We start from the raw sequence: 21,902 nt of genomic DNA on the forward strand, positions 1-21,902 counted from the left end.
GCGCCCCGGCGCTCCCGGGATTCGCCCGCTGAAACGGGCTCCTACGAGTGCCGGCTCCCAGCCGTAGGAGCCCGCTTCAGCGGGCGAGCACCCCCTCCAGCCGCGCCCACCCCGCCTCGCTGCCGGGCAGACCGATGCGCAGCCCGGCGGGCTCCTGGAACAAGCGCGTCCACAGGCCCCGCTCCGCCAGGAGCCGATGGCGCGCGGCGGCCTCCGTCCCCGGCACCCAGCGGAACAGGTCCGTGCCCCCGGGCGATGCCCAGCCGGCCCGCTCCAGGAGGTCCCCCAGGCGCCGGGCATTCGCGGCCAGGCGCTCCCGGCTCGCCTCCTGCCAGGAGCGGTCCTCCAGGGCCCGGCGCACCACCTCCCGCGCCGGGCCGGCCACCGGCCACGGCCCCAGCTCCGCGGCCAGGGCCTCGCGCACGGCGCCCTCGGCGGCCACGAAGCCCACCCGGGCCCCGGGCAGGCCGAAGAACTTCCCCGGCGAGCGCAGCACCACCAGTCCCGCGCGGCCCGCCGTACCGGCCAGGCTGTGCTCCGGGGCCACGTCGGCGAAGGCCTCGTCCACGATGAGCCAGCCGCCGCGGGCCGCCAGCCGCCGGTGCCAGGCCAGCAGGTCCTCGGCGGCGAAGCGCCGGCCGTCCGGGTTGTTGGGATTGGTGACCACCAGCACGTCCACCCGCCCGGCGGCGGCCTCCAGCTCCTCCGCCGTCACCCGCTCCACGTGGTGGCCGGCCCATGCCCAGCGGAAGGCGTGCTCGCCGTAGGTGGGCCACAGGACCGCCACCCGCCCCGCCCGGCGCAGCCGCGGCAGGAGCTGGATGGCCGCCTCGGAGCCAGGGACGGCGAGCAGCTCGGGCGTGCCGTAGTAGGCGGCCGCCGCCTCCAGCAGGCCGTCGTCGCCCTCCGGGAGGCGGTGCCAAGCCGGCTCCGGAACCTCGGGAACCGGGTAGCCGCGAGAATTGATGCCGGTGGACAGATCCACCCACCCCCCCTCCGGCTCGCCGAAACGGGCCCGCGCGGCCGCCAGGTTGCCGCCGTGCTCAATCAAGCAGGATCCCTCCCGCGCCGATCAGGGCCACCCACAGCAAGACCCCCCGCTGCACCAGGCACACCGCCGCCCGGATGCTGCCGGCGTCGGGCGCCCCGCCCTCCCCCAGCTCGGGCCGCCGCTCCTCGGCGCCGTGGTAGCGGGCCGCGCCGCCCAGGCGCACGCCCAGGGCCCCGGCCCCCGCGGCCATCACCGCCCCGGCGTTGGCGCTCTTCCAGGCCCGGGCCTGGGCGCGCCAGCTGCGCAGCGCGGCGCCGGTCCGGCCGAGCAGGGCGTAGGTCAGGGCGGTGAGCCGGGCGGGCGGGGCGTTCAGCAAGTCGTCGAAACGGGCCGCCGCCCAGCCGAAATCGCGATAGCGCGCCGTGCGGTAGCCCCACATGGCGTCGAGGGTGTTGGCGAGGCGGTGCAGCACCACCCCCGCCGGCCCCAGCACCACGAGCCAGAACAGGCTGGCGAACACCGCGTCGCTGCCGTTCTCCAGCACCGACTCCACCGTGGCGCCGGCCACCCCGTTCCCATCCAGGGCGGTAGGATCGCGGCTCACCAGCCGGCCCACCGCCTCGCGGGCGCCCGCCAGGTCCCCGGCCGCCAGCGGGCCGGCCACCGCCCGCGCGTGCTCCCCCAGGCTGCGCAGCCCCACGGCGAGGTACAGCACCAGCGCCGCCACCGCTTCCCCCACCACGGGCACCCGCCCCAGCCACCAGGCGGCCAGGGCGAAGGGCGCCACCAGCAGGACCACCGCCGCCGCGCCCCGCAGCCCACCCCCCTTCCCCCGGTTGAGCCGCTGCTCGACGGCGTCGGCCAGGGCCCCGAAGGCGGCCAGCGGATGGCCGCGGCGGGGGTCGCCGAGGAGGGCGTCCAGGAGGAGGGCGGCGATGGCTACGAACAGTACGGTCACTAGGAGCAGGCTCGTGTTGGGGCCGTTATGTGGCGATGGTCAGGGCTACTCTGGTTCGTTGTTCCTGATCAGGCCGGTCCTCTGGCGGAAAAGGACCATGTTGGAGCGATCCGCGATCGCGACCGGCCGAAGGGGCCACTTGGGTCGCGGTCGCGGACCGCTCCCACAGCCCCCCTGACCGGGCTCGGCCGAGAGAAAGTAAAAGTATTAGCACCCGGGTAGTGCGGGCTGTGGGAGCGGCCAGTAGGAGCGACGGCCCCCGTCGCAATCAACCGAGGAGGCTCCTCCCACAGGTCGCGACGGGGGCCGTCGCTCCTACAAGATGGCCCGGTTCGCCGTAGGGGGCGCCTCAAGGATATGCGACAATCCGCGCCATGCCAGCCACCACCCTCATGATTCAGGGCACCACCTCCGACGCCGGCAAGAGCGCCCTGGTGACCGGCCTGTGCCGGGCGCTGCGCCGCCGCGGGCTGCGGGTGGCGCCCTTAAAGCCGCAGAACATGGCCCTGAACAGCGCGGTCACCGCGGACGGCGGCGAGATCGGCCGGGCCCAGGCCGCGCAGGCCCAGGCCGCGGGGCTGGAGCCTACCACGGACATGAACCCCGTGCTGCTCAAGCCCAACACCGACACCGGCGCCCAGGTGATCGTCAACGGCCGCGCCGTGGGCACCATGGAGGCCCTCGCCTACCACGAATACAAGCGCACCGCTCGCGAGGCAGTGCTGGCGGCCCACGCCCGGCTGGCCCGGGCGTACGACGTGGTGGTGGTGGAGGGCGCCGGCAGCCCCGCGGAGGTGAACCTGCGCGAGCACGACATCGCCAACATGGGCTTCGCCGAGGCGGTGGACTGCCCCGTGCTCCTGGTGGCCGACATCGACCGCGGCGGCGTCTTCGCCCAGCTGGTGGGCACGGCCGAGCTCCTCGCCGACAGCGAGCGCGCCCGCCTCGCCGGCTTCGTCATCAACCGCTTCCGCGGCGACCAGACGCTGCTCCAGCCGGGCCTGGACTGGCTGGAGGATTACACCGGCATCCCGGTGGCGGGAGTGCTGCCCCACCTGGAGGGACTGTACCTGGAGGCGGAGGACCGCCTGGACGGCGCGCCGGCCCCCACGGAAGGCGCCGACGCCCTGCGCGTCCACGTCCCCGCCTTCCCGCGCATCAGCAACCACACCGACCTCGATCCCCTGCGGCACCACCCCCGGGTGGATCTGCGGTTGGTCGGCCCCGGGGATTCCCTGGAGGGCGCCGACCTGATCCTGCTGCCGGGCTCCAAGTCCGTGCGCGCCGACCTGGACTGGCTACGCGCCCAGGGCTGGGAGGCGCAGATCCAGCGCCACCTGCGCTACGGCGGGCGGGTCCTCGGCGTCTGCGGCGGCTTCCAGATGCTCGGCACCGCCCTCCACGACCCGGAGGGGCTGGAAGGCCCGGCCGGCTCCTCCCCGGGGCTGGGGCTGCTGGCGATGGAGAGCACGCTGGCCCCGGAGAAGCGGCTGACCCGGGTGCGGGGGCGGCTGGCACCCGAAGGGGCGCCGGTGGCCGGCTACGAGATCCACATGGGGGTGTCGGAGGGGCCCGACCTGTCCCGCCCCCTGGCGGACCTGCCGGAGGGGGATGACGGCGCCCGATCGGCGGACGACCGGGTACGCGGCACCTACCTGCACGGCCTGTTCGACGAGGGCGAGGCCTGCGCCGCCCTGCTGGGCTGGGCGGGCCTGGGAGACGCCGAGGCCAGGGACCACCACGCCCGCACGGAGGAGGGCATCGAGCGCCTGGCGGATGCGGTGGATGACCATCTCTGGACCGAGCCGCTTCGGCGGTGCCTGGGCCTGTAGGTCCTTCGGCGGACACCTTCCCAGGAATCCGCCAAGTCGCGGTCATGGACCGCTCCCACAGTCCCTATCTCACCCCAGCGCGTACACCATCCCCACCAGGAAGGCCGCTTCCCCCACCTCGATGGCGGCGCCGATGGTGTCGCCGGTGACGCCGCCCAGGCGCCGCTCCATCAGCCAGCGCAGGAAGATCAGGACGATGGCCCCGGTCACCAGCCCGGCGAAGCCCATGCCTACGGTGAGGATGAGGCCCAGGAGCAGGGAGCCGGCCACCACGCCCCAGGCGGGCCAGGGGGACAGGTGCTCGGCGGGGCCCGCCCCCAGCCCCTCGGCGCGCACGTACGGAAGGGTGAGCAACAGCCACACCGCCGCGGTGCGGGCCAGCAGGGGGGCCGCCAGCAGGCCCAGGGTGGCCCCGCTCTCCAGCAGGGCGGTGAGCGCCACCACCTTGACCACCAGCACCACGCCCACCACGACCACGCCGGCCGGGCCGGTACTGGGATCCTTCATGATGGTCAGGGTCTTGTCCCGGTCGCCGTGGCCACCCAGCCAGGCGTCGGCGCTGTCCGCCAGGCCGTCCACGTGCAGGAGGCCCGTAAGCAGCAGCCACAGGGCCACCACCAGCACGGCGGTCATACCGGCGTGGCCGGTGCCGAGGACGGCGGTGGCGGCCAGGAGCACCACGCCGATGGCCAGGCCCACCAGGGGGTAGAACAGCACCGAACGGCCCCAGTCCCGCGGAGTGGTCTCGGCGGGCACGGCCACCGGGATCCGGGTCAGCAGCTGCACGGCAAGCCGTAGGGGTACCAGCATCAGGTGATCACTCCGTGGGAAACCAGGCGTGCGTTCACCTCCCGGCCGTCGATGTCGGCCCGGATGCGGGTGCGGCAAGCGTAGGGCACCTCCATGCGGAACAGGTTGCTCAGCGGCATGCCCATGACATGGGCGATGAGGACCCGCATGGCGCCGCCGTGGCCCACCACCAGTACGTGGCGGCCGGCGTGCTGACGCACCAGGTCCTCCCAGCCGGCCGCCACCCGCTCGGCGAAGTCCTGCAGGGCCTCGCCACCCGGGGCCTGGGCGTTGGGCGGGTCGGCCCAGAAGGCGCTCAGGTCGCCCGGCCCGTTGGCCAGGATGTCCTCGGCGGTGCGCCCGTCCCACTCGCCGAAGTCCATCTCCCGCAGGCGGTGCTCGTACTTCAGGTCCAGGCCCCGGGCGCGGGACAGCTCCTCGGCGAACTCGCTGCAGCGCAGCATGGGGGAGGACACCACCACCTCCCAGCCCGCCTCGCCCGCGGAGGCCAGGCGCATCTGGCCCCAGCCCTTCTCGCTCAGGGGATGATCGGTGCGGCCGCGGAACATGCGGCCGCCCTCGGGCTCCCCGTGGCGGATCAGGTCGATCGTCGTAGCCGTCTGGTCCATGGCCGCCCTCTATTGGTGCATGCACCCTCCGGTCAGGAGGGGATCCCGGCTTCCTCGAAGGTCGCCATTCGATTGTGCAGGGTAACGGCCTGTCGCAAAAGCGGTACCGCCGCGGCGGCGCCGCTGCCCTCGCCCAGCCGCATGTCCAGGTCCAGCAAGGGCGCGGCCCCCAGCTCCGCCAGCACGGCGGCGTGGCCCGGCTCGGCGGAGCGGTGACCGAAGGCGAGCCAGTCCGCCACGCCCGGGTTGAGGCGCACGGCCGCCAGGGCGGCGGTGGTGGCGATGAAGCCGTCCACCAATACCGGGATGCCGCGCTGGGCGGCGGCCACGAAGGCCCCCGCCAGACCGGCGATCTCGAAGCCGCCCACCCGCCTGAGCGCCTCCGCCGGGTTGGCGGGGTCCGGGGCGTGCAGGCCGAGGGCGTCGCGCACCACCGCGGCCTTGTGGTCCACCCCGCGCGCGTCCAGGCCGGTCCCCGGCCCGGCCAGGGCTTCGGGGCTGTCCCCGGTGAGGCCGCAGGCCACGGCGGTGGCGGCGGTGGTGTTGGCGATGCCCATCTCGCCGCCGATGAACAGCTGCGCGCCTTCCGCCTCCGCCCGTCTGGCGGCCTCGGCTCCGGCCGCCAGGGCCGCCGCCAGCTCCTCGGCGGTCATGGCGGGCTCCCGGCGCAGGTTGCCCGTCCCCGGGGCGATGCGGGCCGGGCGGACGCCGGGCAGGGAGCCGGGATCCTCCACCGCCCCCAGATCCACCACCTCCAGGTTGGCACCGGCCTCCCGCGCCAGGACGCTGACGGCGGCCCCGCCGCGGCTGAAGTTGCGGATCATCTCGGTGGTCACCGCCTGCGGGAAGGCGGAGACGCCCTCCGCCGCCACGCCGTGGTCCCCGGCGAACACGCTGATCCAGACCCGGTCCAGGGCGGGCTTGGGCGCGCCCTGCCAGGCCGCCAGCCGCACGGCCACCTCCTCCAGCCGTCCCAGGGAGCCGGGCGGTTTGGTGAGCTGGCCCTGGCGGTCGCGGGCGGCCTGTTCGGCCGCCTCGTCGATGGATGCCACGGGCCGGAGGTACCAGGGCTCGGTCATGGGATTCCTTCTGGTGTCTTATGGGAAATCTCGTTGCGGAACCAGAATCGCGGTCGCGACGGGGGCCATCGCTCCTACGAACGTCTCCGTAGGAGCCCACCCGGAAAACCAGATCCCTGTGCGCGACAGGGACCGTAGGAGCGGCCGCCCCGGCCGCGACCACCTTCCAACGGCATGGCGATGGCGAGAGGGGCACCGCTCCTACCACTCGTCCTTCAGCGTCCAGGGCAGCCCCGCCACCACCAAGGTCACCTGCTCGCAGCGCTCCGCCGCCGCCTGGTGCAGCCGCCCCGCCTCGTCCACGAACCGGCGCGACAACGGATCGGCGGGCACCACCCCCTGCCCCACCTCGTTGCTCACCAGCAGCACCTCGCCGGGCGCCGACGCCAGGGCCTCCAGAAAAGCGGTCCGCTCCCGCTCCAGGACCTCCTCGCCTTCCCCCAGCAGGTTGCCCAGCCACAGGGTCAGGCAGTCCACCAGCAGGCAGCGGCCTGGCCTGGCCTCCTGGCGGAGCACGCGGGCCAGGGCCACCGGCTCTTCCACCAGTCCCCAGTGGTCGGGGCGGTCCGCCCGGTGGCGGGCGATGCGCGCCGCCATCTCCTCGTCCCCGGCGGTGGCGGTGGCCACGTAGACCACTTCCGCCCCGGATTCCACGGCGCGCTGCTCGGCCAGGCGACTCTTGCCGCTGCGGGCGCCGCCCAGGACCAGCTCCTTCACGCCCGCCCCCACGGCACCACGTAGGGCTCGCCCTCGACCTCGCCGTACACCGCCCGGATGCCGAATACCTCGTCGAGATGGCGGGGGTCCAGCACCTCCTTGGGCGTTCCCTGGGCCACCAGCTCCCCCTCGTCCATGAGGAACAGGCGGTCGCAGAAGCGGGCGGCGAGGTTCAGGTCGTGCAGCACCAGGGCCACCGTACGCCCCTGGTGGGCGTAGTCCCGAACCAGCTCCATGAAGTGGACCTGGTGGTAGGGGTCGAGGCCGGCCACGGGCTCGTCGGCCAGTAGGATGGAGGGCTCGCCGGCCAGCACCCGGGCCAGGAGCACGCGGGCGCGCTCGCCGCCGGAGAGCTGGGTCACGGGCCGGTCGCGCAGCTCCTCCACCCCGGTGGCCGCCAGCGCCCGGTCCACGGCGTAGGCGTCCTCGCTCCCCAGGCGCTGCCAGGGGCCGAGGTGGGGCAGCCGGCCCAGGGCCACCACCCGCTCCACGGGCAGCGGCCAGTGGACCGTGGCCGCCTGGGGCAGGTAGCCAAGCTCGCGCGCCCGGTCGCGGCCGCGGAAGCGGTGCAGCCGCTCGCCGTTCAGACGCGCCTCGCCCTGCGCCGGCGTATGCAGCCCGGCCAGGGCGCGCAGCAGGGTGCTCTTGCCCGCGCCGTTGGGGCCGAGGATGCCCGCCACTTCGCCGGGCTGCAGCCCAAGGCTGACCCCGTGCACCACAGCCGTTCCGCCCTGCTCCAGAGTCAGGGCTTCCGCCGTGAGGCTCATACGGTCATCCTCCGGGTCTTGAGCACCAGGTGGAGGAAGAAGGGCGCCCCTACCAGGGCGGTGACCACCCCCAGCTTGAGGTCCACCTCGTCGCTGGCCAGGCGCAGGCCCATGTCGGCCAGAAGCAGCAGGATGGCCCCGCCCAAAGCGCTGGCCGCCAGGAGCCGGGCGGGCTGGTAGCCCACCAGCGGCCGCAGCAGGTGCGGCACCACCAGGCCGACGAAGCCGATGCTCCCGGAAACCGCCACCCCGGCGCCCACCGCCAGGGTGGCCCCGGCGATGACCCGGAAGCGCAGGGCGCTCAGGTTGAAGCCCAGGCTGCGCGCCGTCTCCTCGCCCATGCTCAGGGCGTCGAGGGCCCGCCCGGCGGACAGCAGCAACGCCACCCCCACCCCCATGAACGGCAGGCCCCAGGCCACGTGGTCCATGCCCCGGTCGGCCAGGGAGCCGAGCAGCCAGAACAGGATCTCGGTGGTGGCGTGCGGGCTTGGCGCGAGGTTGAGGGCCACGGAGATGAGCGCCCCGGCCAGGCTGGATATGGCCACCCCGGCGAGGATCAGGGTCTGGACATTGGCCTCCCGTCCGGCGAGGCCATAGAGAACCAGCATGGACACCAGGGCGCCCGCCATGGCGGCCGCCGGGAGGGCCAGGGGAACGGCGGCGGCCACGCCGGTGTAGAGGGTAACCACGGCCCCCAGGGCGGCGGTGTTGGAGATGCCCAGCACCCCGGGCTCCGCCAGGGGGTTGCGCAGCAGGCCCTGCAGCCCGGCGCCGGCGATGCCGAGGCTCGCCCCCACCGCCACCCCGAGCAGGGTGCGCGGCAGGCGCAGCTCCTGGACGATCTGCGAGACAGGGGTTTCATCGGGGGCCACCAGGGCCGCCCATACCTGGCCCGGGGGAATGGCCACATAGCCCAGGACCAGGCTGAACCCCATCAAGGCCAGAACCACCGCCCCCAGCAGGGGCAGCAGCCAGGGCCGGCTCACCTCATGGGGCATGTCATGGCCTCCTGCAAGCTCGAATCAATCCCATAGACCTTTCCTTTAACCGCCAGTCCCTGTGGGAGCCCGCTTCGGAGGGCGAGCCGTGGATGGGGAAGGCTCGCGCACCGAAGTGAGTTCCTACGGACGATCGGTATTGCCGGATTGCGGAACGCTAATGCCGTAGGCGTGCTCGGCCAGGCGGGCCACCGCCTCGGCATTGAACCAGCCCCCGCAGGACCACAGCCGGCCCGGCAGCCACATGCGGGGACGTTTGGTCTCCAGGGAGGCAAACACCGGATGGTGCATCACCCCCTGGGCCAGGGAGGGCTCGGCCTTGGCGAAGCCGGCCAGAATAAGGAGATCCGGCCGGGTGGTTACCAGCTTCTCCAGGGGAAACTCCTTGTAGGATCCGGCGCCCACTTCGCGGCCCACATTGCGCAGCCCGGCGGCCTCCATGATGGTATCCAGCAGGGCGCCCTCCCCCACGGTCACGCCGTTGGCCCGCAGCGCCAGGGCCCGCAGCCGCTCCTCCCGCGGCGGCAGGCGCTCGGCGACGGCCTCCAGGGTGCGGTCCATCTCGGCGATCAGCCGCTCCCCGCGCTCGGGATGGCCCAGCAGCCCGGCCATGCGCCGGATGGTCTCGCGGATGCCGGGAAAGGTGTCGGGGCTGTCCAGGGTGACCATCCGGTAGCCCAGTGCATCCAGGCGGTTGCGGGTCTCCCGCTTGGTGTAGGGACCGCCGACCACCAGGTCCGGGTCATGGGCCATCACCTCCTCGGCGTGGCCGCTGTTCAGCGGATATTCCGCGGCGGCCTCGGCCATGTAGGAGAAGGCCGGACTGCGGGCGTACTCCGAGACGGTGACGAGCTGCCCCGGATCGGCCAGTTCCAGCACCAGCTGGTCGGTGCAGGCGTTGATGGAGGCCACGGTGGGCCGCTCGGCGGCTCCCGTTTCGTCGGCCGGCGTCCCCAGCAAGACCGCGGCGACCAGGACCGCAGCGGTCCGAAGGGACAGGGGGATAGGCGCCCTCCGGGCGCCTTCCCGGAAAGCGGGCCTAGCGCGCCCCATAGCTCAGGCTCACGAAGAATTCCCGGCCATGGGTGTTGTAGCCCTGCGCCAATTCATAGTCCTTATCAAGAATATTGTTGGCCTCCACCTTTAACCGCCAGACACTTCCAAGGGAGCGGGACCCTCGCAGGTGCAGGAGGGCGTAGCCGGGCATCTCCTGCTCGTCGGTATTATCCACCCGGTCGTAGCGCGGGCCCTTGGCCACCACGGTACCGCCGAAGGCCCACCGGTCCGCCCAGGTTTTTTGGATGTCCAGGGCGCCGCTGGCTTTGGCACGCCGGGGAAGCTGGTTGCCGGTCTCCTCGTCCTCGGGCTCCAGGTAGGTCACCGCGGGACGCACCCGCCAGCCGCCCTTGTTCAGGTCCGCGGAGAGCTCGGCACCGCGGATGCGGGCCTCGGCGAGGTTCACCGGGGTATCTACCCAGCCATCTTCGTTGGTATCCACATTAACGATGAGGTCCTCCACCCGGGTTTCAAAGACCCGCAGCTCCCAGCTCCCCCAGCCGGCCCGGCCCTCCAGGCCCAGCTCCGTGGAGCGGGACTCCTCCGGCTTCAAACCGGGATTGCTGAACCCGGGGTAATAGAGCTGGTTGAAGGTGGGCGCCTTGAAGGCCGTGCCGTAGGAGGCCACCAGCTTCAACCCCTCGGAGAGACGAAAGCCGAGGTTCGCGTTGCCAGTGGTGTGCTCGCCGTAGGCCTCGTTGTCGTCATGCCGCAGGCCGAGCCCGACCTCCACCGGACGCCAGTCGGCGAGCCACTGGGCGAACACCGCCCGATTGTACCGGCTGTCCGCGGCGTAATCCCGGCTGGAGTCCACCTGGTCTTGCTGGTAGTCGGCCCCCAGGACCAGTTCCTGATAGTCAGTGACATAGAAGCTGTTCGTCCAGGAGCCCTCCAGCCGCCGGGTCTCGTAGAAGTCGGTGCGCTGGCCGTCCTTGAAGATTTCGCTCTCGTCCCGGCCCTCCCCGACCCGCAGCCGAGTGTCCCAGACGGCACCCATGGACTGCAGAAAGGTCGCGGCAGCGGACTGCTGGACGATCTCGTCCTCATGATCGATATCGGGCTCCCAGGAACGGTCGAACTCCGTAGTTCCCTCGGCGCGCATGAAATCCAGCCCGGCCTCGGCCCCCGTCCACAGCTGCTGCTTCAAGCTCGCCGAGGCGGAGGTGCGCTCGTAGCCGTCATGGTCGGGGTTGCCGCCATCCTGGACGTCGATGCCCTCGGTGGCCACATGGTCAAGGCCCAGGCTATAGCGCGTGCCGGCGCTGCCGCCCCGCACCCCGGCGCTGGCTTCCCGGTGGTTGTGGCTGCCGTAGCCGACTTCCGCATGGGGATGAAAGCCTTCTTCGCCCCGGCGCGTGAAGATCTGGATCACCCCGCCCACGGCCTCGGCACCATACAGGCTGGAGCGGGGCCCGCGCACCACCTCGATGCGCTCGATCTGCTCCACGGGCAGATGCTGGAAGGCCGCCTTGCCGGTGGTGGCCGAATTCTGCTTGATGCCGTTCACCAGCACCAGAACGTGGTCGCTGTTGGTGCCGCGCAGAAAGACGCTGGAGTCCTTCCCGGCGCCGCCGCTGTTGCTCATCTGCAGGCCCGGGACCCGCTGCTCCAGCAGATCCTGCACACTGTGGGCGCTGCTGTCCTCGATATCGCTCCGGTCGATCACCGTGGTGGCCGCCAGGGTTTCGGACAGGGACTGGGTGGTCCGGCTCGCGGTGACCACGGTCTCGGCAAGTTGGGGCGCGGCGGTGGCGGAAGCGAGGGGGATGGCCGCGCCGAGCAGCACGGTTCCGGAATACGGAATACGGGATTGAAGCAAGTTGTCCTCCTGAGACGTGCACACCCGCACGGGCCGGGCATCTCGGAGGACTTCACAGGCGGGACAGGACGGCGGAGGTCCGCGCCCGGCACCGCCCTCCGCAGTGCCGCAGCCAAACCTCAGGCCGGTCTCCGGGCTGGCGAGCTGGCGGGTCCTCTCCGGGACACCGCCGGGACAGCCGCCTTCCCGCGCTTTTCGCGCAGTGGCATGAAGGCCGTCCCGTCACTCGCCTACCGTTGCGGGGGCAGCGCCGGCTTTGGCTCCCCTGGTCTCCCAAGGCGGGCCATACCGGACTTCCCGTTTCATTCCACGGCCCTGCCGGGGCCGCGGAACACCTGAGGCGGGTTTTCTGGATTGCCATTGCCGGGACATCCCCGGCAAAAAGATGGCCTATAACCTACATGGGCCACCAGGGGACGTCAAAGCCTGGCCGCTTCCCACAGTTATAAAGGGAAGTAGGCCCGGGAACCTAGTTGCCGTTTTCCTGGCCCCGGAAACGGCGCACGTGCTTCGGGTCGTAGAGGGCGCTGTTCCGGAAATCGCCGGGATCCAGGGCGGGCCCCACCAGGATCAAGGCGGTGCGCCGTACCGGCAGATCCGCGGCTTGGTCGGCGATGGTGTCCAGGCGGCCGGTGAGGACGGTCTCGTCGGGCCAGCTCGCCCGCAGGACCACGGCGGCGGGACACTCGGCCCCGTAGTAGGGGGTCAGGCGGGCCACCACATCCTCGATGTTGTGCAGGGACAGGTGGACGGCCAGGGTGGACCCCGTGGCGGCGAAGGCCTCCAGGGTCTCCCCGCACGGCATGGAGGAGGCGCGCCCCTGGGTCCGGGTCAGCACCACCGACTGCGCCACCTCGGGCACGGTGAGCTCGTGGCCCAGGGTGGCGGCCGCCGCGGAGAAGGCCGGTACGCCGGGGGTGATGGTGTAGTCGATGCCCGCCGCCTCCAGCCGCCGCACCTGCTCGCTCATGGCGCTGTAGACGGACATATCCCCCGAATGCAGCCGCGCCACATCCTGGCCGGCCGCGTGGGCCCGCTCGATCTCCGCCATGATCTCGTCGAGGGTCATGGGCGCGGTATTCACCACCCGGGCGTCCTCCGGGGCGTGGGCCAACACCCCCTCGGGGACCAGGGAGCCGGCGTAGAGGCACACCGGACAGGCGGCGATCCGATCGCGGCCGCGCAGGGTGAGCAGATCGGGGGCGCCGGGGCCGGCGCCGATGAAGTGGACGGTCATGCTTCCTCCTGAAAGGGTCACCGCTGTCGGGGAGCAAGATTGGAATGGGCAGCGTGAACCCGTGGCAGCGCACCGTAGGAGCTTGCTTTAGCAAGCGAGTCTTTGATTGGCCCCGGTACCGGTTTCACGGCTCGCCTGCTGAAGCAGGCTCCTACAGACCCGGGGCCCCGATCCTGCCGAGCCGCGGCTTCATCCGGCCCCCTGCCCTATGGCCGCTGCGCAGGTGGCCCGGGGGCTGGCCGTCTTGGCCACCACCAACCGCGCCCCGGGAGCCGCGGCGGCCAGGGCCGCGGCCTCCGCCACCGCCGTCAGGCCCACGGCGGCCTCGGCCGGCGCTGAGCGACTCAGCCCCTCCTGGAACGGGGCCAGATCCTCGGCGCTCAGGTACAGCGGCGTCAGGTCCAGGCGCTCCGCCACCGCCTCCAGGAGGCCGGTTTCCCGCTTGCGCTCCAGGGTGGCGATGCGCCGGGGGCCTCTGTCGCCGGGGACTGCCCGCAGGACGCCGGCGGCGAGCGCCTCCAGCTCCGCCGCGGTACACCGGGCGCTGAACCCCACACCGAGGGCGATCACCGCACCACCAGCGACCAGACGGTCACCGGGCGCAGGGGGCTCCAGCCGCTGAAGCCGCCCAGGGGCTCGGCGCGGTCCACCGCCAGCCGGGTAAGCTGCCCCCCCAGGCGCTCCCGCGCCGCCGCCAGCACGGCATCCCCTTCCACGGTGACGCTGTTGGCCACCAGGCGTCCGCCGGGACGCAGGGCTTGCCGGCAGCGCTCCACGAGCCCGGGCGTGGTCAGGCCGCCGCCGATGAATACCGCATCGGGCGCCGGCAGCCCTTCCAGGGCCTCGGGGGCCTTGCCTTCGACGGTCTGCAGGTCCGGAACCCCCAGCTCCCCGGCGTTGGCGGCGATATTCGCAGCCCGCTCCGGGCGCGGCTCCACCGCCACGGCGCGGTTGGCCGGGTCCGCCAGCATCCACTCGATGGCAATGGCGCCCGAGCCGGCACCGATGTCCCACAGCAGCTCGCCGGCGCCCGGCGCCAGGTGGGCCAGGGTGACGGCGCGCACCTCCCGCTTGGTGATCTGGCCGTCGTGCGTGAAGGCCTCCTCCGGCCGGCCCGGTGCGCGGGCCACAGGCCGGGCTTCGGGATCCGCCCGACAGGCCAGGGCGATGGTGTTCAGGTCCGCCACCGTGGCCTCCCCCCAGTCGGCGGCCCGGGCCTCCCGGCGGCGCTCTTCCGGCCCGCCCATGCGCTCCAGCACGGTCAGGGTGGAGGCGCCGAAGCCGCGCTCCACCAGGCGCCGGGCCAGGGCCGCGGGGGTGGAGCCGTCCCAGCTGAGAAGCAGCAGGCGCGCACCGTCGTGCAGCCAGGGGTGCACGCGCTCCAGGGCCCGGCCGTGCAGGGACAGGCAGCGGGTCTCCTGCAGCGGCCATCCCAGTCGCGCCGCGGCCAGGCTGAAGGCCGAAGGCGCCGGATGGGCCACCATCTCCTCCGGCGGCAGGCGGCGGGCCAGGGTGGCGCCGATGCCGTGCCAGAAGGGGTCGCCGCTGGCCAGGACGCAGACCGGCCGGCCGCGCCGCGCCTCGATCCACGGCAGCGCGTCGGTGAGGGGCGAGGGCCAGGCGATGCGCTCCTGCCCGGGAACCTCCGGCACCAGACCCAGATGCCTGTCCCCGCCGAACACGGTTTCCGCCTGCTCTACGGCGGCCCGGGCGGCGGGAGTCAGCCCCGCCGGACCGTCCTCGCCGAGGCCCACCAGGGTGAGCCACGGTTGCCCATCCCGGGCGGGGCTTTCATCATTACCGGCCTGTGGCATCGTCCCCTCCCCCTCTCCATCCGGGAGCGCTTCCATGCAGGTACTGATCCTTGCGGGCACCACCGAGGCCACGGCCCTGGCCCGGCTTCTGGAGGGCCATCCCCGGCTCGACGGCACCGTTTCCCTGGCCGGACGCACGGCGCGGCCAGCCCGCTCCAACCTGCCCCAGCGCACCGGAGGCTTCGGCGGGGTGGCGGGGCTGGCGGACTACCTGCGCACCAACCGCATGGAAGCCGTGGTGGACGCCACCCACCCCTTCGCCGCCCGCATCAGTACCAACGCGGCCGCCGCGGCGCGGCAGGCCGGCGTTCCCCTGGCGGCGCTGGAGCGCCCGCCCTGGGAGCCCACCGCAGGGGACCATTGGATCCCGGTGGCCGACCTGGACGCCGCGGCCGAGGCCCTGCATACCCTCGGCCACCGGGTTCTGGTCACCACCGGGCGCCAGGAGCTGGCCCCCTACGAGCGCGCCCCGGACAAGCACTACGTGATCCGCACCATCGACCCGCCGGAGCCGCCCCCCGCCCTGCCCGATGCGGCCTACATCCAGGACCGGGGTCCCTTCGACCGGGACGCCGAGGCGGCGCTCATGGACGAGCACGGCATCGAGGTGCTGGTGACCAAGAACAGCGGCGGCGACGCCACCCGCGGCAAGCTCGACGCCGCCCGCGAGCGCGGCATCCCGGTAATCATGGTGGAGCGCCCGGCCCGCCCCGAGGGCGTGCCGGTGCACCACGACCCGGCCGCGGCCCTGCAGTGGCTGGAAGACCTCGCCGCCGGCGGTCATTCCGCCTCCTCGTAGTACCGCGGGGTATAGACCCGGAGCGTGCCGTCGGGCCGCTGCAGGACCCGGGTGGCCGGGATGCCCACCAGCACCAGGGTGCGCATGTCCGCGCGGGCCGGATCGGCCTCGGCCAGGGTGGTGACGGTGAGCCGTTCCTGGTCGCCGCGGCCGGCGGCGGTGGCGAAGATCACCGGCGTCTGCGGCGGGTGGACCTCGCCGAGCACCTCCAGGACCCGGCCCAGCTGCCAGGGCCGGGCGCGGGAGGCGGGGTTGTACAGGGCCATGACCAGCCCCGCCTCGGCCGCCAACCGCACACGCCGCTCCACCACCGCCAGGGGCTTGAGGTTGTCCGACAGGGAGATGGCGCAGAAGTCGGCCCCCAGGGGGGCGCCCAGGCGGGCGGCCGCGGCCTGCATGGCCGACACTCCGGGATGTACGGTGACCTCCACATCCCGCCAGCGGCCCGCCGTGTCCCGATCCACGGCCTCCAGCACCGCCGCCCCCATGGCGAAAACCCCGGGATCCCCGCCGGAAACCACCGCCACCTTCGCCCCCTCGGCGGCCAGATCCAGGGCGTGGCCAGCCCGGGCAAGCTCTTCCCGGTTGTCCGAGGCGTGGCGGCGCTGGTGGCCCGCGGCGACCCGGTCCAGATAGGGCCCGTAGCCCACCAGGTCCGTGGCCTGCTCCAGGATTCCGGCGGTCTCCGGGGTCAGCCATTCCGGACCTGCGGGACCGGTGCCCACCACCGCCACCCAGCCCTCACCGCTCATCGGCGCGCACCCCCCGGCCCGGCAGCACGATCAGGGAGAAATAGGGCGCCTTCGCCGGCGCCTCGGCCAGGGGCATGACCGCCTCGTCGGCCATGCTCGCCTTGGCCACGTACCAAGCCTCCTCGCTGCGCCCCAGCTCCTCCAGCAGGGCGACGATGCGGTCGCGGTGGCTCCCCACCTTCATGATCACCACCGCATCCGCCCCGCTCAGGGCGGCGCGCAGCTCCGCCTCGGGCAGGGTTCCGGGAATCACTGTCAGCACGTCGTCGCGCATGGTCAGCGGCTTGGGCAGCTGAGCCGCCGCGGCCAGGGGCGACGGCACGCCGGGGACCACCTCGGTGGGGAAGCGGTCCTTCAAGCGCAGATAGGCGTGCATGAAGGAACCGTAGAAGAAGGGGTCGCCCTCGTTGAGCACGGCCACGTCGCGCCCGGCCGCCAGGTGCTCGGCCAGCCGCTCCGCCGACTCGTCGAAGAAGGCCTCGATGCGCTCGCGGTACTCCGGGGAGCCGTGGGGCAGCTCGGTGGTGATCGGATAGACCAGGGGCAGCTCCTCCTGGTCGGCCTTCAGGTGGGCCTCGGAGATCCGGCGCGCCTGGCCGGCGCCGCCGCGGCGGCAGAAGTGGGCGACCACCGGGCATTCGCCGATGAGGCGGGCGGCCTTGAGGGTAATCAGCTCCGGGTCGCCGGGGCCGGTGCCGATGCCGTACAGGGTGCCCGGCCGGGCGCTTGGGTCGTTGCTCATATACGGTCACTCGCGAGCGCGTTGACGGCGGCGGCGGTGATGGCGCTGCCGCCGCGCCGCCCATGCACGGTCAGGTACTCCAGCCCCAGCGGGCTTTCCGCCAGGGCCTCCTTGCTCTCCACGGCTCCCACGAAGCCCACGGGGATGCCGAGCACCGCCGCGGGCCGGGGGGCGCCCTCCTGCAGCATTTCCAGCAGGCGGAACAGCGCCGTGGGGGCGTTGCCGATGGCCACCACGGCGCCCTCCAGCTGGGGGCGCCACAGCTCCAGCGCCGCGGCCGAGCGGGTGTTGCCCAGCTCCGCCGCCAGGTCCGGTACGCGCTCGTCGCGCAGGGTGCAGACCACCGGGTTGTCCGCCGGCAGGCGGGCGCGGGTGATGCCGTGGGCCACCATCTCGCTGTCGCAGAGGATGGGGGCACCCGCAGCCAGTGCCGACCGGGCCGACGCGGCGACCCCGGCGGAGAAGCCGATGTCCCCGGGCAGATCGGTCATGCCGCAGGCATGGATCATGCGCACCACCGCGGGCACGAGGTCGTCCGGAAACCGATCCAGATTCGCCTCGGCCCGGATGATGGCGAAGGACTCCTCGTAGATGGCCTTGCCGTCACGGATGTAGTCCGTGGGGCCGCTATCCGCCATGCCCCGCCTCCCTCCGGACCCGGGCGGCCAAGGTGCTTTTGCCCAACCGTTCCATGGTTTTCTCCACACGCTCTCCTTGTCGTTGTTCGGTCGCCACCACCCGGCCAAGCGCCGCCAGCCAGCGTCGGGCCGCCTCCGGAGCCAGCCCCGTTTGCAGCGGCTCCGCCGCCGAGTCGTCCGCCACGGTCAGGGCGTAGCCGTCCTCGAGCGCGGTCAGGACCACCGTGGCCGCGGCGGGCTCTCCACAGCCCTTTTCACAGCCGCTCACATGGAGCCGGCCACCCCGCTCCAGCAGATCGGCCGCTGCATCAACCAAGGTGGGCGCATCCGCCCGGGTGGCCGCTGCGGCCGAATCGCAGCCGGGGGCGCCGATGCAGGCGCTTACCCTAAGCCGGGGGTCGGCGGGATCACTAATGACACCCATCGCCTCCAGTACCGGAAGGGCGTCCGAACCGGCCCCGGTGACCAGCACCGCCCGCCACGGGGTAACGCGCAGTGTAGTCCCGGAGCCGGGCTCCACCAGCCCGGCCAGGCCCACCAGCTGGTCGGCACTCAACGCGCCAAAAGGAAAGGCCGCGCCCACCCAGGCGCCTTGGGGATCGCGGCCAAGGAAATCGCCAGAGGCCGCGGCCGGGCGCCGGGCTACCGGGTCCGCCCCGGATACCGGTTCCAGTCCCGCCATCCCCTGGAAAGGCTCCGTGCCGAAGCGGTCCACGGCCTCCGCCAACCGCCGGGGCGGCTCGGCCGCGGCCTCGCGGAGGGCGCGGAAACGCTCCAGCACCGCCACCGCGGCCGGCACCGCCCCTTCCGCCGACACCCAGCCCAGCACGGCGGCCGAGCGGGCGGTACCGCCCACCGCGACCCGATAGCGGACCCCCGCCCCGGTGGCGACCGCCTCCAGGCGCACATCGGCGGGCAGGTCATCCAGACGCGCCCGACCGCCGCCGTCCACCACCGCCCCCACCTTGGGCGGCAGCTCGCGCAGGGCGGGGCTGGCGGTGATGGCCTCCGCCAGGGCTCGGGCAAGGGGACGGACATCCGCCGCCGCTTCCGGATCGCGATCGGCCACGGGGGAGGCCACCACATTGCGCACCGCCTCCCGAGCGGGATCCGCGTCCGTCAGGCCGGTCCGCGCCAGCTCCTCCTGGGCGGCCGGCAGGGTCTCCGCCGTGAACCCCCGCAGCTGGAGGTTGGCCCGGTTGGTCAGCTCCAGGGCGCCGGAGCCGTACTGTCGGGCGACCCGGGCGATGGTGCGGGCCTGCTCGGGATCGAGCCCGCCGATGGGGTGGCGAAGCCGCAGTAGCAGGCCGTCTCCGGTTGCCATGGGGGCGGCCACGCCGGGGCAGGCCTCGCGAACCCAGGGGCCGGGCTTTTCATTTTGCATCATGCCTCTTCCACCTTCCGTCCCTTGGGTTCTGGACCCTTCCAGCTCCGAGCTCCCATGGGAGCGTTCCGCCCACGGGCCCTCAGGCCCGGATGCGGACGCCTCGCGCCACCAGCCCCCAGGCCAGGCCGCCCACCGCGACGGTGGCCGCCGCCAGGATGCCGAAGGTGACGGTTCCGTCGAAGCCGCCGGTGCCCAGCAGCCCGTGGCGGAAGCCGGCGATCATGTAGTGCATGGGGTTCGCCGCCGCCACCGTCTGCCACGGTTCATCGAGCCGCTCCACCGGGTAGAACAGCCCGCCGAGGTAGATGAGCGGGGTTAGCACGAAGGTGGAGATCACCGAGGTGTGGTCGAAGCTGCGGGCGAACAGGCCGTTGAGGAGCCCGGCCAGGGCGAACAGCAAGGCGCTCGTTATGGCGATCCCCAGCGTGGCCAGCGGATAGTGCACCTGCAGCGAGGTGAACGGCAGCGCCACCGCCAGCACCAGGGCCCCGGCCAGCAGGCCGCGCAGCACCCCGCCCGTGGCGAACCCCGCCACGATCAGCCAGGCCGGCAGGGGGGCCACCAGCAGCTCCTCGATGTGGCGCTGGAGCCGGGCCCCGTAGAAGGCCAGGGTGACGTTGCTGTAGGCGTTGGTGACCACCGCCAGGATGATCAGCCCGGGCAGGAGGAAGTCCGCGTAAGGCACCCCACCCATGCCGCTCAGCTCGCGCCCCACCAGGTGGCCGAAGATGGTCAGGAAGAGCGCGGCGGTGACCACCGACGGCAGCAGGTTCTGCACCCAGGCACGCAGGAAGCGGCGGGTCTGCTTCACCACCATACCGCGGTAGGCGTACCAGTAGCGCCGCGCCCTCATGGCCGGGCCTCCCCCTTGCCCACCAGCTCCAGGAACAGCGACTCCAGCCGGTTCTGCTTGTTACGCAGCCCCGCCACCTGCAGGCCGGCGGCGGCTACCCGCCCGAACAGCGCGGTGATGTCCTCGTCGGCGGCGAGGTCCACCTCCAGGGTCCAGGCATCCGGGCAGCGCACCGTGGCCGGGTCGAGGCAGGGTACCTCTTCCACGGGCGCGGCCAGCTCAAGCACCAGGGTTTGGTGGGCGAGGCCGTGGAGCATGTCCGTGGTCCCGCCCCGCGCCAGGATGCGGCCCTCGTCGAGGATGGCCAGCTCCCCGCACAGGGCCTCGGCCTCCTCCAGGTAATGGGTGGTCAGCAGGATGGTGACGCCGTCCGCGTTCAGCCCGCGCAGCAGATCCCAGGTGGCGTGGCGAGCCTCCAGGTCCACGCCTGCGGTGGGCTCGTCGAGGATCAGCAGGCGGGGCTCGTGCACCAGGGCCCGGGCGATCATCAGGCGGCGCTTGAGCCCGCCCGACAGCCCCCAGGCGGTCTGCCGGCTGCGCTCGGCCAGGCCTACCTGCGTCAGTACCTCGCCGGCCCGCTGGCGGGCCCGGCGGGGCGGCAGGCCGTAGTAGGCCGCCTGGGTCTCGACGATTTCCCCCACCGGCTCGAAGCTGTTGAAATTCACCTCCTGCGGCACCACGCCCATGCACTCCTTGGCCGCCACCGCGTCCCCGTCCAGGTCGTGGCCGAACACCCGCACCCGGCCGCTGTCCGGCCGGACCAGGGAGGTGAGCAGGCCGATAAGGGTGGTCTTGCCGGCGCCGTTGGGGCCGAGCAGGCCGAAGAAGCTGCCGTCGGGCACCGTCAGGTCCACCCCGGCCAGGCCCACCCGGCCGCCGGGATAGCTTTTAGAGACACCCTCCAGGGCAATGGCGGCACCGCTCATGGCTGCGCCTCCGGCTCCCCGGCCGCCTGGCCCACCACCCGACCCCGGCGGTCCACGGCGCAGACCTCCAGCGCGGTGGTGGCGGGCAGCAGGCGCCGGGCCTGGACCCAGGCCCGGGCGCAGACCCGGTCGGCCAGGGGGAGCCCGGCCTCCTGGCAGGCCGCCAGGGCCTCCATGGCGGTATTGGCATCGGCCACCCGGGCCACCAGCTCCCCGCCGGCCCCGAGCTGTTCCGCCTCGGCGGCCAGGCCGGCCAGGTCGATGGCGCACTTGCGGCTGTGGGTGTCGAGGTGGCCGTCGGCGAATTTGCTGAGCTTGCCGAAGCCCGCCATCAGGACCACGGCGGGAATGGGATGCTGGCGCAGGTACTTGAGGGCGGCGCCGAACAGGTCGCCCATCTCGATGAGCGCCATGTCGTCGAGGCCGTAGTGGGCCTGCGCCGCGGCCTCGCTCGTCCCCCCGGTGCAGCAGGCCACCCGACCCAGCCCGTTGGCGCGGGCCACGTCGATGGCCTGGTGGATGGAGGCGATGTAGGCGGAGCAGGAAAAGGGCCGCACGATCCCCGTGGTGCCCAGGATGGAGATGCCGCCTTCGATGCCCAGGCGCGGGTTCATGGTGCGCTGGGCGATGCGCTCGCCGCCGTCCACGCCCACGGTGACGGTGAAGCCTCCGGGGTGGCCCAGTTCAGCGGCCACCTCTTGCAAATATTCGGTAATCATCTGTCGCGGTACGGGATTGATGGCCGGCTCCCCGGGGGGAACCGGCAGGCCGGAGCGGGTGACGGTGCCCACCCCGGCGCCCGCCTGGAAGGCCACCCCGCTTTCCGGAGTCGGCACGATCCGCACCCAGACCCGGGCCCCGTGGGTGGCGTCGGGATCGTCTCCGCCGTCCTTGATCACGCCGGCCTCCGCGCCCCCCTCCACCGCCCGGAGGTCCTGGAGCGGCAGGGTCACCGCCTCGCCCCGGGGCAGGGTCACCGGGACCGGCGTCCGCTGCTCCCCGCCCAGGGCCAGGCGTGCGGCCGCCGCGGCGGCCGCGGTGGCGCAGACGCCGGTGGTGAGCCCGGTGCGCAGCGGGCCGCCGCCCTCGCGGCTCTCCGGCCGCATGGCGCCCGCCTGC

Annotated in this window: 22 protein-coding genes and 1 riboswitch; of the genes, 2 read left to right on the plus strand and 20 right to left on the minus strand. The window is 73.0% G+C overall.

Annotated elements, in window-relative coordinates:
• Nucleotides 1-76: 76 nt before the first annotated feature.
• On the minus strand, nt 77-1,051 hold the full coding sequence (cobD, locus tag AN478_RS12075; RefSeq protein WP_054966885.1) for a threonine-phosphate decarboxylase CobD: 975 nt from the start codon (nt 1,049-1,051) through the stop codon (nt 77-79).
• A complete protein-coding gene (gene cbiB / locus AN478_RS12080) occupies nt 1,044-1,949 on the minus strand; it encodes an adenosylcobinamide-phosphate synthase CbiB (RefSeq protein WP_054966886.1) in 906 nt (301 codons plus the stop codon). The genes cobD and cbiB overlap by 8 nt, the downstream gene beginning before the upstream one ends.
• 374 nt (nt 1,950-2,323) lie before the next feature.
• Between cbiB and AN478_RS12085 the strand changes: the two genes are divergently transcribed.
• Nucleotides 2,324-3,781, plus strand: coding sequence for a cobyric acid synthase (locus tag AN478_RS12085; RefSeq protein WP_054966887.1), 1,458 nt, complete (start codon nt 2,324-2,326; stop codon nt 3,779-3,781).
• Between the two features lie 69 nt (nt 3,782-3,850).
• Here the strand turns inward: AN478_RS12085 and AN478_RS12090 are convergent, their stop codons facing one another.
• From AN478_RS12090 to AN478_RS12140, 11 genes are all read right to left on the minus strand, one after another.
• Nucleotides 3,851-4,591 (minus strand): adenosylcobinamide-GDP ribazoletransferase, encoded by a 741-nt coding sequence (locus tag AN478_RS12090; protein ID WP_231627419.1) that lies wholly within the window; start codon nt 4,589-4,591, stop codon nt 3,851-3,853.
• Nucleotides 4,591-5,199, minus strand: coding sequence for a histidine phosphatase family protein (locus tag AN478_RS12095; RefSeq protein ID WP_054966888.1), 609 nt, complete (start codon nt 5,197-5,199; stop codon nt 4,591-4,593). Before AN478_RS12095 ends, AN478_RS12090 begins: the two co-directional genes overlap by 1 nt.
• A 32-nt stretch (nt 5,200-5,231) precedes the next feature.
• Entirely contained in the window at nt 5,232-6,278 is a 1,047-nt protein-coding gene (gene cobT, locus AN478_RS12100) for a nicotinate-nucleotide--dimethylbenzimidazole phosphoribosyltransferase (RefSeq protein WP_054966889.1), read from the minus strand.
• Nucleotides 6,279-6,479: 201 nt separating this feature from the next.
• Complete coding sequence (gene cobU / locus AN478_RS12105) at nt 6,480-6,995, minus strand: bifunctional adenosylcobinamide kinase/adenosylcobinamide-phosphate guanylyltransferase (protein WP_054967106.1); 516 nt, start codon at nt 6,993-6,995, stop codon at nt 6,480-6,482.
• Nucleotides 6,992-7,762, minus strand: a complete 771-nt coding sequence (locus tag AN478_RS12110; RefSeq protein WP_054966890.1) for an ABC transporter ATP-binding protein — start codon at nt 7,760-7,762, stop codon at nt 6,992-6,994. The genes cobU and AN478_RS12110 overlap by 4 nt, the downstream gene beginning before the upstream one ends.
• Entirely contained in the window at nt 7,759-8,760 is a 1,002-nt protein-coding gene (locus AN478_RS12115; protein ID WP_054966891.1) for a FecCD family ABC transporter permease, read from the minus strand. Before AN478_RS12115 ends, AN478_RS12110 begins: the two co-directional genes overlap by 4 nt.
• A gap of 123 nt (nt 8,761-8,883) precedes the next feature.
• Nucleotides 8,884-9,720 (minus strand): ABC transporter substrate-binding protein, encoded by an 837-nt coding sequence (locus tag AN478_RS12120; protein WP_176758709.1) that lies wholly within the window; start codon nt 9,718-9,720, stop codon nt 8,884-8,886.
• A 79-nt stretch (nt 9,721-9,799) separates the two neighbouring features.
• Nucleotides 9,800-11,635 carry a TonB-dependent receptor domain-containing protein gene (locus tag AN478_RS12125; protein ID WP_054966893.1) on the minus strand — a complete coding sequence of 612 codons (1,836 nt, stop codon included), beginning with the start codon at nt 11,633-11,635 and terminating at the stop codon, nt 9,800-9,802.
• Nucleotides 11,636-11,740: 105 nt separating this feature from the next.
• A riboswitch (cobalamin riboswitch) is annotated at nt 11,741-11,989 on the minus strand.
• Nucleotides 11,990-12,104: 115 nt separating this feature from the next.
• A complete protein-coding gene (gene cobM, locus AN478_RS12130) occupies nt 12,105-12,872 on the minus strand; it encodes a precorrin-4 C(11)-methyltransferase (protein WP_054966894.1) in 768 nt (255 codons plus the stop codon).
• A gap of 189 nt (nt 12,873-13,061) precedes the next feature.
• Nucleotides 13,062-13,442 (minus strand): cobalamin biosynthesis protein, encoded by a 381-nt coding sequence (locus AN478_RS14170; protein WP_054966895.1) that lies wholly within the window; start codon nt 13,440-13,442, stop codon nt 13,062-13,064.
• Complete coding sequence (locus tag AN478_RS12140; protein ID WP_054967107.1) at nt 13,439-14,686, minus strand: bifunctional cobalt-precorrin-7 (C(5))-methyltransferase/cobalt-precorrin-6B (C(15))-methyltransferase; 1,248 nt, start codon at nt 14,684-14,686, stop codon at nt 13,439-13,441. Before AN478_RS12140 ends, AN478_RS14170 begins: the two co-directional genes overlap by 4 nt.
• A gap of 34 nt (nt 14,687-14,720) precedes the next feature.
• Here AN478_RS12140 and AN478_RS12145 point away from each other — a divergent pair, with 34 nt between their 5' ends.
• Complete coding sequence (locus AN478_RS12145; RefSeq protein WP_054966896.1) at nt 14,721-15,485, plus strand: cobalt-precorrin-6A reductase; 765 nt, start codon at nt 14,721-14,723, stop codon at nt 15,483-15,485.
• On the opposite strand, the gene cobJ is transcribed toward AN478_RS12145, so the two are convergent.
• The 7 genes from cobJ to AN478_RS12180 form a co-directional block, all read right to left on the minus strand.
• Entirely contained in the window at nt 15,467-16,237 is a 771-nt protein-coding gene (gene cobJ / locus AN478_RS12150) for a precorrin-3B C(17)-methyltransferase (RefSeq protein WP_054966897.1), read from the minus strand. The two genes, AN478_RS12145 and cobJ, sit on opposite strands and share 19 nt — an antisense overlap.
• A complete protein-coding gene (locus AN478_RS12155; protein WP_054966898.1) occupies nt 16,227-16,979 on the minus strand; it encodes a precorrin-2 C(20)-methyltransferase in 753 nt (250 codons plus the stop codon). Before AN478_RS12155 ends, cobJ begins: the two co-directional genes overlap by 11 nt.
• Nucleotides 16,976-17,617, minus strand: coding sequence for a precorrin-8X methylmutase (locus tag AN478_RS12160; RefSeq protein ID WP_054966899.1), 642 nt, complete (start codon nt 17,615-17,617; stop codon nt 16,976-16,978). The genes AN478_RS12155 and AN478_RS12160 overlap by 4 nt, the downstream gene beginning before the upstream one ends.
• Nucleotides 17,607-19,001 carry a precorrin-3B synthase gene (cobG, locus tag AN478_RS12165; RefSeq protein ID WP_074471221.1) on the minus strand — a complete coding sequence of 465 codons (1,395 nt, stop codon included), beginning with the start codon at nt 18,999-19,001 and terminating at the stop codon, nt 17,607-17,609. The genes AN478_RS12160 and cobG overlap by 11 nt, the downstream gene beginning before the upstream one ends.
• A gap of 82 nt (nt 19,002-19,083) precedes the next feature.
• Nucleotides 19,084-19,857 carry an ABC transporter permease gene (locus AN478_RS12170; RefSeq protein WP_074471188.1) on the minus strand — a complete coding sequence of 258 codons (774 nt, stop codon included), beginning with the start codon at nt 19,855-19,857 and terminating at the stop codon, nt 19,084-19,086.
• Nucleotides 19,854-20,783, minus strand: a complete 930-nt coding sequence (locus AN478_RS12175; protein WP_054966900.1) for an ABC transporter ATP-binding protein — start codon at nt 20,781-20,783, stop codon at nt 19,854-19,856. Before AN478_RS12175 ends, AN478_RS12170 begins: the two co-directional genes overlap by 4 nt.
• On the minus strand, nt 20,780-21,889 hold the full coding sequence (locus tag AN478_RS12180; RefSeq protein WP_054967110.1) for a cobalt-precorrin-5B (C(1))-methyltransferase: 1,110 nt from the start codon (nt 21,887-21,889) through the stop codon (nt 20,780-20,782). The genes AN478_RS12175 and AN478_RS12180 overlap by 4 nt, the downstream gene beginning before the upstream one ends.
• Nucleotides 21,890-21,902: the final 13 nt, after the last annotated feature.

The sequence above is a fragment of the Thiohalorhabdus denitrificans genome (assembly GCF_001399755.1).
GTDB lineage: Bacteria > Pseudomonadota > Gammaproteobacteria > Thiohalorhabdales > Thiohalorhabdaceae > Thiohalorhabdus > Thiohalorhabdus denitrificans.